This window comes from Devosia sp. P3_B2 (assembly GCF_056402875.1).
In genome coordinates this window covers 540,053-553,275 of the sequence record NZ_JBFUGO010000002.1, presented here as the reverse complement: position 1 = coordinate 553,275, position 13,223 = coordinate 540,053, and the positions used below count along the sequence as shown (strand labels likewise).

Below are 13,223 nucleotides of genomic sequence, written 5' to 3'. Positions count from 1 at the left end.
GATGGGGGGAGAATCGCATGGGTGGGGAGCGGGGGGATAGAATCGTGCAAGATTCTCGCAACGCCTTGCCCGGCCTCGTGATTGTGGCTCCGCTCACCCCACCCATCCTCCCCCGTCAGAGGGGGAGGTGCCGCATCGAGTTTGGGGCACCATCCAGCCAACCTCGGTGGCGGGTGGGTGTTCCACCCAAAAGCAAGCGGGGCCGGTCCTTTCGGAACCGGCCCCTAAGCCCCGCGAGCAGGAGGCTTGTTCGGTTATTCGATGGTGCCGACGGACCAGAACAGGGTCTCGCCCGAGGAGTCGGCGACGCCGTCGTTGTCGGTGATGACGAAGCCGGTGCCGGCTGCATCGATGGCGAAGCTCTCGACCTTGTCGACCACGTAGCCGTTGCTCAGGGCGAGGTCCGGGATCAGGTCGCGGACTTCCTCCTTGCTGACGACCGGCAACTCACCGCCGATTTCGGCGCCGACGAGGGCCGAGACGGGGACGCGGTAGAGCTTCTTCAGCTTGGCCTTCTCGGCGATCTGGTTGTCGCGCTCGATGATGTAGACGTAGTCGCCGTGCGCAGTGATCTCGGAGACGCCGTTCCAGGTGCCATCGGCCGGGGCGTCGAGCGGGTAGCGGACGGCCGACCAGACCTTGTCCTTGAGGTTGTAGCCGAGCAGCTTCACCTGCCCCGCCGGATCGTCCTTCCACTCGCGCTGGATGGCGACCCAGAGGGTATCGCCGACCTTGGTGACACCTTCCGCGCCGAAGCGGATCTCGCTCGGCAGCAGCTTTTCGGGGAACGCCACTTCCTCAGCGATCTTGCCGTCGGCATCGACGTGGTAGAGCGCATGCGGTGTCAGCTTGTCGCTGCGGCCTTCCGAGGCCACCCAGAAGCCGCCCTCGCCATCGAGGGTGATGCCTTCGAGGTCGAGCTTCTGCGCTGCGTCGCCGCCACGGGTGATGATGGTCTTCTTGACGATCCTGGCCGGCTTGGCGGTGGCGTCGATCTCGTAGATCGCCGGGGCAGCGGAAAGCACGCTATCGCTCACGGCGTAGAGGATGCCGGACTTTTCAGCATCGGCGACGGCGCCCGAGATGGCGGCCCAGCCGATCGGGTGACCGTCGGCATCGAGATCGGAGATCAACTGCGGATAGGCAGCTGCGCCTTCGGCTCGCTCATAGAGCATGACATGCGAACCAGCGAGGCCATCGGCGCGCAGGTCGACCTCGTTAGCCGTAGCCAGGAGGTTACGCGATGGGATGGCGACGAGGCCTTCCGGGGAGATGCCCGACGGCAGCGACTGCAGGTATTCCGGCTCGGCGCCGATGTCCTTGTAGACGGCAACCAGCGAGGAGCGCTCCTGCGCAACGAAGAACAGCTTGTCCTCGCCGAAGGTCGCTGCATCGAGACCCTCGGGTTCGACGCCCTTCTTGTTGCGCGCTTCCGGATAATGGCCGAGGCGGGCCGCCTCGAGTTCCATGGACGGGCCGCTTTCGTAGGCGACGGTGCCGTCCTTGTTGAAGATGGTGAAGCTGCGCGAGCCACCCTTCCAGTCGCCTTCGTTGGCGACGACCAGGCGGTTGTCATCGAGCCATTTCACGGCGTCGGGCTCACGGGCGACGTCTTCCATCTTGCCGGTGAACTTGAGGGCGCCGTCCTTCTTGGTGTCGATGCCTTCGAGGCTGACGGTGCCGGCCGAGAAGTGCGACTTCACCGTGCCGGTCTTGCCGTCGATGATGACGATCTCGTTGTTTTCCTGCAGCGTCAGCGCGATCTCGTCGAGGCCGTTGATGGCGACGAATTCCGGCTCCGCATCATCGCCGGCCACAGCCGCGATGCCGGTGAGATCGACCTTCTCGAGGCTCTCCGGATCGAGGGCGCCACCGGTGATCGACAGGACGACGAGATAGCCGGCGGGCAGTTGCGGGATGTCGCCGTCGTTCACTTCCTCGTCGCGCTCATTCTCGATGGCGATGGCGAGCAGCGTGCCAGCGGCATTGTGAGTGATTGAATCAGGCTGGCCACCGAGATCGACGGTGGCCTCGATGGCCTTGGTGGCGAGGTCGACGACGACCAGCTTGCCGGACGGATTGGCCTTGCTCTCCGAGGTGTTGACCGCGGCGTAGACCTTGGTGCCGACGATGGTCACCGAGGTGGGCTCGCCGTCGAGGGCGAGGAAGCCGGCGGCCTTCGGGGCCTTGGGGTCGGTGATGTCGACGAAGCCGATGCCACCGGCCGGGCTGTCGGAATAGACCAGCGTCATGCCGTCTTCGGACGCGGTGACGATTTCCGCCGAGGTCGCCTTGGCCTCGGGGTTGTTCAGTTCGACCGGGAAGCTGGCGATGCGGTTGAACACCGGCGCGGCATAGGCGGACGTGGCGAGCAGGCCGACCGTGAGGCCAAGGAGAATGGGTTTGAAATGCATTTTTGGCGTCCCCTGAAATTCAGGGCTTCGGCTTAGGCACGCCGGACTACGGCCACGTGACGGTGCCATGACAGAACTGTGACGGACCCCCGCGCATATACATCGCGTGCGTCACTCCCTATATTCGCAAACGAGAACGAAACAGGATTCGCCATTCCCATATGCCAGCCGAACCGCATCGCCTCGACCGGCCTGCTGCCGGGTCGATCACCAGCCAATTCGGCCGGGGAGCAGGCGCGCCCGATTACCTGAAGGGCCTCAACGAGGAGCAGCGCGACGCCGTGCTGACCACCGAGGGTCCGTTGCTGGTGCTCGCGGGCGCCGGCACCGGCAAGACGCGGGTGTTGACGACGCGCATCGCACATATCCTGAACTCGAAGAAGGCCTGGCCCTCCGAGATCCTGTCGGTGACCTTCACCAACAAGGCGGCGCGCGAGATGAAGGAGCGCATCGGCAAGCTGGTCGGCGAAGGCGTCGAGGGCATGCCGTGGCTCGGCACCTTCCATTCGATCGGCGCCCGGCTGCTGCGGCGGCATGCCGAGCTGGTGGGGCTGCGCTCGGATTTCACCATTCTCGATACCGATGACCAGGTCAGGCTGATCAAGCAACTGCTGGAAGCGGCCAACATCGACGAGAAGCGCTGGCCGGCCAAGCAATTCGCCGGGATGATGGACAACTGGAAGAACCGGGGCCTGCTGCCGGCCGACGTGTCGATGGCCGATCGCTCGGCCTTCGCCAATGGCCGGATACCGGACCTTTACCAGCAGTACCAGAACCGGCTGGCGACGCTGAACGCCACCGACTTCGGCGACCTGCTGCTGCTGTGCATCAAGCTGTTCCGCGAGAACCCGGATGTGCTGGCCGAATACCATCGGCGCTTCAAGTACATCCTCGTCGACGAGTATCAGGATTCGAACGTCGCGCAGTACCTGTGGCTGCGGCTGCTGGCACAGGGGAAGCCCGCGCCGGAGGCCAACCTCTGCGTGGTGGGCGATGACGACCAGTCGATCTACGGCTGGCGTGGCGCGGAGGTGGACAACATCCTGCGCTTCGAGAAGGACTTTCCGGGCGCCAAGGTGATCCGGCTGGAGCGCAACTACCGCTCGACCTCGAACATTCTCGCCGCCGCCTCGCACCTCATCGCCAACAACGAGAGCCGGCTGGGGAAGACGCTCCAGACCGATGTCGGCGAGCCGGGTGAGCTGGTGATGGTCACCTCGGTATGGGATTCCGATGAGGAAGCCCGGCAGGTCGGCGAGGAGATCGAGCAGTTGCAGCGCCAGGGCGAGGAGCTGAACTCGATGGCGATCCTGGTGCGCGCTTCGCACCAGATGCGCGCTTTCGAAGAGCGCTTCATAACGCTGGGGCTCAACTACCGGGTCATCGGCGGCCCGCGGTTCTATGAGCGCAAGGAAATCCGCGATGCGCTGGCCTACCTCAGGCTGGTGTTCAACCCGACGGACGATCTCGCCTTCGAGCGCATCGTCAACACGCCCAAGCGCGGGCTGGGGGATTCGACCCTCCAGATCCTCTACGACGCGGCCCGGCGGCAGGGCACTTCGCTGGTCGCGGCGGTACGGATGCTGGTGCAGACCGAGGAGCTGAAGCCCAAGCAGCGCACGACGCTGCGGCAGCTGATGGACCAGTTCGACGACTGGGGGCAACGCGCCCGGGCGATTTCTTCGGATGACGAGATCGAGAGCGGTCCGGGGTCGCCCGTGCGGAAAGACCCGCCGCATGTGGCGCTGGCCCAGCAGGTGCTCGACGAGTCGGGCTACACCGAGATGTGGCAGAACGACAAATCCGCCGAATCCGAGGGCCGGCTCGAAAACCTGAAGGAGCTGGTGAACTCGATGGGCGAGTTCGACTCGCTCGGCGGCTTCCTCGAGCATGTCTCGCTGGTCATGGACCGCGATACCGGCGAGGCCGACGACGCGGTTTCGATCATGACGCTGCACTCGGCCAAGGGGCTGGAGTTCAACACGGTGTTCCTCCCGGGCTGGGAGGAAGGACTGTTCCCCAGCCAGCGTACCCTCGACGAACTCGGCCGCGCCGGGCTCGAGGAAGAGCGCCGGCTCGCCTATGTCGGGCTGACGCGCGCCCGAAAGCGGTTGCGCGTCTCGGTGGCGCAGAACCGGCTGACCCACGGGCTGTGGCAGGCGGCGATCCCGTCGCGCTTCCTCGACGAGCTGCCGGCGGCGGCCGTCGAGGTGAAGGACACCGGCTCGGCCTATGGCGGCTATGGCTATGGCGGACGCTCGGGTGGGGGCCGCTTCGACACCCGCGACCCGTTTGACTCGGTCTACGAAACGCCAGGCTGGCAGCGCGCCCGGGCGCAGGCCTCGTCCCGCAAGTCGGCGGGCCCGCTGACCATCGACGGCGACCTCGTCGCCCGCTCGGTCGACGACGGCCGCGGCTCGGCCTATTCGGTCGGCGAGCGGGTGTTCCATCTGAAGTTCGGCTACGGCCGCATCGAGCAGATCGAGGGCAACAAGCTGACGATCGAGTTCGAGAAGGCGGGCCGGAAGAAGGTGCTCGAGAGCTTCGTGCAGAAGCCGTAGGGCGCTATCCTTCGATCATCGCGGCATGGGCCTCGCTCACGCCGATCGCGGCAAGGCGGTCGAGCGTGGCAATGACCAGCACGGTGTCGGGGCAGATCACCAGGCTGGTCATCTTGCCCCACCTGATGTGCACTGCGTGGATGCCCGCATTCGTCGTCACGACACCATCCGTTCCCGAGTTGCGCTCGCGCCACCTGACGACCGCCTGCGTGTTCCAGGGCGTCCCGGTGACCGCGATGCTGTCGATGTCGAAGTGGATGTCCGGCATGAGGCGATAGAGTCGGCCGTACCAGGCTTTCGTGCTCTCAATTGAGGTTCGCCGTCCTCCGAGTGCGCTGCCGCCGAGAAAGACGTGCTCGAACTGCGGAGCGAAGGCATCGAGCACCGGCTGCGAGTCGCCACGGTTTACGGCGTCGAACAAGGACCTGATCACCCGTCGGACGATGGCGTGGTACATTGAGACTCTCCTTGCGGCCGATCGTAGCGCAACGTCGCCGAAATTCACTGCGGCGGACTGACCTCGCCCGCCCCGTGAACGACTAGGGCCGCACCAGGCCGCCAAAGTAGTCCATCACGTAGGCCTCCACGCCGCCGACCTCGATCACCTCGCGTCCGTGAAAGTGCGCGGCATCGCCAGCCGAGCTGTCATGGTAGGTGCCGTGTGGTCCGGTCCATTCGAAGCCGCCGAGGAAGCGGCCCTCGGCGTACATGGCCGAAAGCGCCGACTTGATGGTGGCCCCAGCACGGTGGGCGTCGATGAGTTCCGGGCGCAGGATGTAGCCATAGTAGTTCATCGCCCAGACCGGCTCGTCGCGTAACCAGACGGTTTCCTGTCCGAGAAAATCGGTGCCGCCGAAATAGCTGTCGCGATAGGACCAATCGCCATCGGCGAAGGTGAGGTCGTGCGAGCCGGTGCGGCTCGAGGCGACCTTCGCGCCGCCGCCGACGTAAGTCTGGCGCTTGGCGAGAACGATGAACCGGTCGAGTGTGGCAGTGTCCATTGGGGCTTCGATCCTCATTGTGGCGGACTGACTTCCCCGGCCTTCCTCCGTTCGATCCCCAGCTTGTGCTCGCGGTAGATGATGAACAGGCCCGAGCCAACGACGATCAGGCCGCCGACCAGCATCTCGATCGTCGGGATGTCCTTGAAGAAGATGTAGCCGATGATCACCGAGAGGATCAGCGAGGCATATTCGAAGGGCGCGACCACCGACATGTCGGCGTGGCGGTAGGACTCGGTGAGGAGGATCTGGCCGATGCCGCCGAAGATGCCGGCGCCGACCAGCAGCGCGAACTGCTCTGGGGTCGGCATCAGCCAGCCGAACGGCATCGAGCAGAGGCCGATGATCGACGAAGCGATCGAGAAATAGAGCACGATGGTGGCGGAGCGCTCGGTCTGGACGAGCTTGCGCACCAGCATCATGGCGGTCGCGGCAAAGCAGGCGGCGATGAGCGCCGAGACGGCGCCGAGTGTGGCGCTGCTCATGTTCTCGAGCCCGCCCGAGAACACCGTGAGGCGCGGCCAGATGATGATGATGACGCCGACGAGGCCGACAAGCACCGCACTCCAGCGATAGAGCCGCACCACCTCGTGGTAGAACACCGCGCTGAACACCACGATCAGCAGCGGTGTCGCGTAACTGATGGCGATCGCTTCGGGCAGCGGCAGCTGGGTCAGCGCATAAAAGCCGAAGGCCATGCCGCCGGTGCCAACGAGGCCGCGCCACAGATGGCTGACCGGGTGACGGGTCTTCAGTCCGACACCGAGCTCGCCGCGGGCGATGAGATAGACGAGGATCGGCAGGATGGCGAAGAACGAGCGAAAGAACACCAGCTCCCCGGCCGGGATATCGTCGGAGGCCTTGATGAGGCTCGACATGCCCAGGAACACGCACACCGAGCTGAGCTTGAACCCAATCCCCGCCATGGCGTTATCGGGGGGCGTGGGCATGAGCGTCGACACGAGGGCAAATCTTTCGAACGGCGGGAAAGCGGACGATAACGATCCGCCCGCTACATTCGCGAGCTTCGCCGTAGCGTGCAACAGTTGATCGCGTGGCGAAGAGGACTGGCTATCCGAACGGCGTTGGATTTTAGTCTTAGCTCGATCGTGGGGCGCCTATGACCGACATGACCGAAGCGGTCGAGACCGTTGTCGAGAGCATCCCCATCATCGCGATGGTGCTGGCGGGCCTGTATGCCATCGCGCTGATTTGCGCGGTGCGCGAGATCAGCGTGTCGCGGACCTCGCAGGGCTCGATCGCGTGGCTGGTGTCGCTGGCGTTCCTCCCGTTCCCCACCACGATCATCTATCTGGTGTTCGGCTGGAAGCACTTCGACAGTTACGCCCAGACCCGCATGCAGGTGCGCGCCTCGCGCCTGATCCGCAGCGAGGATCTTGCCGTGATCGATCGCGAGGCGGGCGCTCAATGGCCGGTGCAGCGTCGCGCTGCCGGCATGCCGTTCCTCGCGGGCAACAAGGCTGAACTGCTGGTCGACGGCGACGCGACCTTCGAGTCGATCTTCGAGGGGATCGCGGCGGCCAAGACCTACATCTTCGTCCAGTTCTACATCCTCAGGGCCGACCCGTTGGGTCAACGGCTGGCGGCGGCCCTGCTGGAAAGCGTCAGGAAGGGCGTGGCGGTCTACATGCTGTACGACGACGTCGGCAGCAGCGGACTGTCCAGGGAGTACAAGGACCGGCTGTGGGCCGGGGGCGTAAGGATCTACGGCTTCAACCACCGCCACAAGTTCCTCAGGCTGTTCGGACCCATGCGGATCAACTACCGCAACCACCGCAAATCCGTGGTGGTGGACGGCAAGGTCGCGTGGACCGGCGGGGCCAATATCGGCGTCGAGTATCTCGGCGAGGACACCCGCTACGGTGCCTGGCGCGATACCCAGCTCAAGCTGGAAGGACCGGCTGCTTCGTCCGTGGCGCTGATCTTCCAGGAAGACTGGCTCTGGGCCACCGGCGAAGTGCTGGAAGTGCCGTTGCCGAACCCGGTGGAGGAGCCCGGTGACGTTTCGGCACTGGTGATGGCAACCGGGCCCGCCGACAAGCTCGAGGCCTGCGCCATCGCCTTCGTCGACGTCATTGGCCAGGCGCAGAAGCGGCTATGGGTGGTGAGCCCGTATTTCGTGCCGGACACCGACATGCGCACCGCGCTCTATGCGGCGATCCTGCGCGGCGTCGACGTCCGCATCATGCTGCCGGCCAAGCCCGACCACATGCTGGTCTGGCTTGCGAGCAATGCCCATGCCGACGCCATGGTGGAACACGATATCGCCATCTACCGTTACGAGAAGGGGTTCCTGCACCAGAAGGTGCTGCTGATGGATGACAAGATCGCCACCGTTGGCACGGTGAACTTCGACAATCGCTCGTTCGCCATCAATTTCGAGATGACGGTGTGGATGCCCGACAGCAACGTCATCGGAGCCGTGGAAAAGATGCTGGAAGCCGATTTTGCCAACTGCCGGCAGGTGACCAAGGAGGAGGTGCTGAAGCGGCACCCGATCCCGCGCTTCATCTCGCAGGCCGCCCGCCTGTTCTCACCCATCCTGTAGGCCCCAGTCCCCGGTCCAAATGGTCAAGTTCGCCTCATACAATATCAGGAAGAGCATCGGCACCGACCGGCGCCGCCAGCCCGAGCGCATCATGAAGATCCTCGCCGAGGTCGATGCCGACATCGTCGCGCTGCAGGAAGTGGACCGCCGGTTCGGCGAGCGCGCGACGACGATCTCCCCCGACCTGATCGTCGACTTCACCAACTACATGCCGGTGCGCTTCGGCATCCGCGAGCAGAGCCTTGGCTGGCACGGCAACGTGCTGCTGGTGAAGAAGGGCATAGAGGTGCGCAACCCGCAGCGCATTGAACTGCCGGCGTTCGAGCCGCGCGGCGCCGTGATGGCCGACGTAATCATCGGCGGCATCGCCATGCGCGTCGTCGGCATGCACCTGGGTCTGCTCGGCAACTCGCGAATGAAGCAGGCCGACGCCATCGTGGCGCACCTCGAAAAGCTCGAGGAGCACATGCCCACCGTGATCATGGGCGATCTCAACCAGTGGGCCGAGGATGGCAAGTGCCTGCTGGCGTTCGGCCGGCACCACGACGTGATCCCGCTCGGGCCGAGCTTCCATTCCCGCCGCCCGATGCTGCAGCTCGACCGCATCATCACCAGCCGCGACTTCCGGCTGGAAGCAGCGGGCGTGCACCAATCGGCACTGGCTCGCACCGGCTCGGACCATCTTCCGGTCTGGGCGACGCTATCGCTGGATCGCGCGGAAGCGGCTGCTTAAGGCTGACGGCTGCCAGCCATTGACTTACGGCGCCGCTGCCCCGAAACAGCGGCGAACAGGACATTTCCCATGACGCTCTCGCAACTCTCCACTCCGCTCACCAAGGACCAGGCCTATGCGCTGGTCGACGCCGTGATGGCGCGCGAAGACATCGCGGTGACCGCCTCGGCGCACGAGGACGCGGACAGCGGGGAGTGGGTGTTCGAGGCAACGTGCACCAGCGAGCCCGACCTCGAGGCGTTCAACGCCATTGCCCGCGAAACGCTGGGCGGCGACGTGAGCTTTGCGGTGGAGGCGATCGACCCGACCGTCAACTGGGTGGCGAAGTCGCTCGAGGGGCTGCAGCCGGTGGTCGCCGGCGGCTTCTATGTGCATGGCAGCCACGAAGAGCACCCTGCCCCGTCAGGCCTCACCGCCATCCGCATCGACGCGGCGCAGGCCTTCGGCACCGGACATCATGAGACGACGACCGGCTGTCTCGAAGCCATCGACAAGGCGCTGAAGCGCAAGCGCTTCCGCTCGATGCTGGACGTGGGCACCGGCACCGGCGTCTTGGCGATTGCGCTGGCCAAGCGCACCCACCTGCCGGTTCTGGCGAGCGATATCGACCCAATCGCCGTGACGACCACGGTGGAGAACGCGCGCGACAATGGCGTCGGCCGCTACATCATCGCCATCGAGGCGACGGGCCTGGAGCATCGGCAGATCGCCGCCAGCGCGCCATACGACATGATCGTCGCCAACATCCTCGCCGGACCGCTGGTGGCGCTGGCGCCGGGGATGCGGAAGGTGGCGGGCATGGGCGCTACGGTGATCCTCTCGGGGATTCTGAATACCCAGGCGAACCGGGTGATCACTGCGTATTCGCGGCAAGGACTCGTGCTGCGGCAGCGCATCGTGAAGAAGGAATGGACGACGCTGGTGCTGGAGCGGGTTTGATCCGCCGCTGGCCGTCTGCCAACGGTATTCCGAGCAAAGCAAAGTCCCCGGACCATGCGATCCGGGGACTCGTCAAAACGGATAGTCCAAACCCCGCGCTAACGCGCGTCAGTTTTAGTTCGGGCGCTTGGTGAGCGCGCCGAGCAGCAGGTGCTCGCGGCTGCGACCGACGCTACGGGTGGCCTCGCGGCCCCGCGCTTCGATGACGCTGCCGAGCGCCTTGCGGAAATCGTTCTTGCTCTCGGGCATCGTGTTCTCCCGGTTCCTTCTCAAGTGGCCATTCTGCCACGATCTGTAGATAGTCCGGACCGATCGGTTCTGTAAGTCCTTGTTGCGAAAGGCAGCCATGCCAAAGATGCAGAGCGCCTTAACAACGGATGAATCGCTCAGATCCGCTGGTCGAAAGCCGCCTTGTGCGCCTTCAGGTACTCGGTGATGTAGCGTTGCGCGGCTTGCGTGCGGCCTTCCATCATCGATTCGAAGACGCGGCGGAACAGGGTCTTTCGTTCGTTCATGTCGATGCTCCTTAAGAGCCCCGGCGATCCAATGCCTGCCCACCGCTGAACCGGGAATGAACGCGAACCGCGGCTTGGGAACTGCAATTGGCTCTGTTAGGGTCCGCGCCCTTCCTTTTCCCGGCAAATTCATCATGACCGACAGCGCCTTCGCCCCGACCGTTTACCAGACCTTCGACAGCCGCACCGACCCCAAGACCGTCGCCCCGCGCCTCAAAGCGCTGCGGGCTGAGATGCGCGAGGCAGGGATCGACGCGTTCCTCGTGCCGCGCACCGATGCGCATCGCGGCGAGTCGGTGCCGGCGAGCGAGGCGCGGCTGGCCTATGTGACGAGCTTCACCGGTTCGGCAGGCCTCGCCATCATCGGCAGCCGCAAGGCGGCGCTGTTCGTCGATGGCCGCTACACGCTTCAGGCGCCGGCGCAGACCGACACCAAGCTCATCACCGTGCTGGAAGCGGCGCAGGGCGGACATTCGCCCAAGATCGCCGAGTTCGTGCCCAAGGGCGGCAAGCTCGGGTTCGACCCGTGGCTGCATACCCCCAGCGAGATCGCCGACCTCGAAAAGAAGCTCGCCGGCAAGGCGACGCTGGTGCCGGTGTCCAACCTGATCGACCGCACCTGGAAGGACCGCCCTGCCCCGCCGAACGCGCCGATCGAGTTCCTCGGCCACAACCGCGCCGGCAAGACCGCGCCGGACAAGCTGGCCGAGATTCGCGCCAGCATGGGCGAGGACAGTGCCGATGCACTCGTGCTGACGGTGCCGGAATCGATCAACTGGCTGTTCAACCTGCGCGGCCGCGACGTGCCCAACGTGCCGGTGGTGCTGTGCTTCGCGCTGGTGCCGAAGTCCGGCATGCCGACCCTGTTCTTCGACAAGGACAAGATCACCCCCGAACTCCGGCAGGGGTTGGAAGGGTTGGCGAAGGTCGCCGACGTGAAGACCATGGTCGCGGCGCTGCGCAAGCTCGGCGCCGGCGATAAGCGCGTGATGCTCGACCCGGCGACGGTGCCGGTAGCCGTGGTGCAGGCGATCAGCGGCGTCAGCGAGGCCACGCTGGTCGAAAAGCGCGATCCGGTGCTGCTGCCCAAGGCGAAGAAGAACGACGCCGAGCTCGCCGGCATGCGCGAGGCGCATAAGCTCGACGGCGTGGCGATGGCGAAGTTCCTCCACTGGTTCGATCAGGAGGCGGCGACGGGCAAACTCGACGAGATCGGCATCGCGACGGCGCTGGAGAGCTTTCGGCGCGAGGAATCGAGCCTCGTCGACATCAGCTTCGACACCATCTCGGGGGCGGGCTCCAACGGCGCCGTGATCCACTATCGCGTCGACGAGAAGACTAACCGGCAGCTGAAGCCGGGCGAGCTGATGCTGGTGGATTCGGGCGCGCAGTATCTGTCGGGGACGACGGACATCACCCGCACCATGTTCACGGGCAAGGCGACGGCCGAGCAGAAGGACCGCTTCACCCGCGTGCTGCGCGGCATGATGGCGATCTCGATGGTGCGGTTCCCCAAGGGCACCAACGGCAGCCAGATCGATGTGCTGGCCCGGCAGTTCCTGTGGGAGGATGGCATCAACTACAACCACGGCACCGGCCATGGCGTCGGCGCCTTCCTCTCGGTGCACGAAGGTCCGATCGGCATATCGAGCCGCTACTCAGTGCCGTTCGAAGCGGGGATGATCACGTCGAACGAGCCTGGGTATTACAAGGCCGGCGCTTACGGCATCCGCATCGAGAACCTGCTGGTGGTGCAGGAGAGTGAACTCGGCGAGGGCAAGTTCCTCGAGTTCGAGACGCTGACGCTGGTGCCGATCGACCTGCGGCTGATCGACGAAAAGCAGCTGACCGGGCCCGAAAAGGCCTGGCTCAACGCCTACCACAAGCGCGTGTTCAAGGAGATCGGGCCGCTACTGAACGGCGAAGTCAAGGCGTGGCTGAACGAGGCCACGCGGGAGATTTAGTTCACGCCGAACGGATCGTATTGCAGCAGCCAGGACAGCAACCAGTTCTGGCTGCCGGCGAGGGACGCCACATCATCGACCTTCCACCCATCGGCTTCGCGCACCATGGCGACGCTGATGAGGCTCAGGTGGTCGAAGTTGTGGAAGCTGACAGTGGAGACGGCGCGATCGCCGGTGATCACTGGCTCGCCGATGACGACGTCCATCAGCAGCGAGTTCTGACCCTCGATGAATGGATCGAACGCCAGCATGTCGGGCGCATCGGGATCGACGGCGGCGCCCTTCTGGTCGACGCTCTGGCGCTCGAGGTTGGCGGCATAGAGGTCCTTGAGGCGCAGCGAGTAGAACTTCTCGAGCCCATCCTCGTGCTTCTGGCCGGCGCTGTAGGGCTGGTAGATCGCCTCGATCAGCGATTTCGGGCTGTCATAGGCACTCGATGCGCCGGTGAAGCCGAGGATCAGCAAAAGACTTGCAATGATGCGCCGCATGACCGCCCCGTCGTGCCCGATTTCGATGGTCTCGGGCTA

Annotated in this window: 12 protein-coding genes; 5 read left to right on the top strand and 7 right to left on the bottom strand. The window is 64.9% G+C overall.

Features of this window, described 5'->3' with window-relative positions; genetic code table 11:
- Positions 1-254: 254 nt before the first annotated feature.
- Complete coding sequence (locus tag AC1DV8_RS05530; protein WP_477156747.1) at positions 255-2,414, bottom strand: esterase-like activity of phytase family protein; 2,160 nt, start codon at positions 2,412-2,414, stop codon at positions 255-257.
- Between the two features lie 161 nt (positions 2,415-2,575).
- On the opposite strand from AC1DV8_RS05530, the gene AC1DV8_RS05525 reads away from it, so the two are divergent.
- Entirely contained in the window at positions 2,576-4,975 is a 2,400-nt protein-coding gene (locus tag AC1DV8_RS05525; RefSeq protein ID WP_477156746.1) for an ATP-dependent helicase, read from the top strand.
- Positions 4,976-4,979: 4 nt separating this feature from the next.
- Here the strand turns inward: AC1DV8_RS05525 and AC1DV8_RS05520 are convergent, their stop codons facing one another.
- The 3 genes from AC1DV8_RS05520 to AC1DV8_RS05510 all read right to left on the bottom strand — a co-directional run bounded on the left by AC1DV8_RS05520 (position 4,980) and on the right by AC1DV8_RS05510 (position 6,926).
- Entirely contained in the window at positions 4,980-5,432 is a 453-nt protein-coding gene (locus AC1DV8_RS05520) for a nuclear transport factor 2 family protein (protein WP_477156745.1), read from the bottom strand.
- A gap of 82 nt (positions 5,433-5,514) precedes the next feature.
- Complete coding sequence (locus AC1DV8_RS05515; protein WP_477156744.1) at positions 5,515-5,976, bottom strand: DUF5680 domain-containing protein; 462 nt, start codon at positions 5,974-5,976, stop codon at positions 5,515-5,517.
- Between the two features lie 14 nt (positions 5,977-5,990).
- Positions 5,991-6,926, bottom strand: a complete 936-nt coding sequence (locus AC1DV8_RS05510) for a DMT family transporter (protein ID WP_477149070.1) — start codon at positions 6,924-6,926, stop codon at positions 5,991-5,993.
- A 170-nt stretch (positions 6,927-7,096) separates the two neighbouring features.
- On the opposite strand from AC1DV8_RS05510, the gene cls reads away from it, so the two are divergent.
- From cls to AC1DV8_RS05495, 3 genes are all read left to right on the top strand, one after another.
- Positions 7,097-8,545, top strand: a complete 1,449-nt coding sequence (cls, locus tag AC1DV8_RS05505; RefSeq protein WP_477149045.1) for a cardiolipin synthase — start codon at positions 7,097-7,099, stop codon at positions 8,543-8,545.
- Between the two features lie 19 nt (positions 8,546-8,564).
- Positions 8,565-9,278 carry an endonuclease/exonuclease/phosphatase family protein gene (locus AC1DV8_RS05500; protein WP_477149044.1) on the top strand — a complete coding sequence of 238 codons (714 nt, stop codon included), beginning with the start codon at positions 8,565-8,567 and terminating at the stop codon, positions 9,276-9,278.
- A gap of 69 nt (positions 9,279-9,347) precedes the next feature.
- Positions 9,348-10,217, top strand: a complete 870-nt coding sequence (locus tag AC1DV8_RS05495) for a 50S ribosomal protein L11 methyltransferase (RefSeq protein WP_477156743.1) — start codon at positions 9,348-9,350, stop codon at positions 10,215-10,217.
- A gap of 114 nt (positions 10,218-10,331) precedes the next feature.
- Here the strand turns inward: AC1DV8_RS05495 and AC1DV8_RS05490 are convergent, their stop codons facing one another.
- Entirely contained in the window at positions 10,332-10,466 is a 135-nt protein-coding gene (locus AC1DV8_RS05490) for a hypothetical protein (protein WP_257720968.1), read from the bottom strand.
- A 137-nt stretch (positions 10,467-10,603) separates the two neighbouring features.
- Entirely contained in the window at positions 10,604-10,732 is a 129-nt protein-coding gene (locus tag AC1DV8_RS05485) for a hypothetical protein (protein ID WP_477156742.1), read from the bottom strand.
- A 134-nt stretch (positions 10,733-10,866) separates the two neighbouring features.
- On the opposite strand from AC1DV8_RS05485, the gene AC1DV8_RS05480 reads away from it, so the two are divergent.
- Positions 10,867-12,696, top strand: coding sequence for an aminopeptidase P family protein (locus AC1DV8_RS05480; RefSeq protein ID WP_477156741.1), 1,830 nt, complete (start codon positions 10,867-10,869; stop codon positions 12,694-12,696).
- On the opposite strand, the gene AC1DV8_RS05475 is transcribed toward AC1DV8_RS05480, so the two are convergent.
- Entirely contained in the window at positions 12,693-13,184 is a 492-nt protein-coding gene (locus AC1DV8_RS05475; protein ID WP_477156740.1) for a hypothetical protein, read from the bottom strand. The genes AC1DV8_RS05480 and AC1DV8_RS05475 overlap by 4 nt on opposite strands.
- Positions 13,185-13,223: the final 39 nt, after the last annotated feature.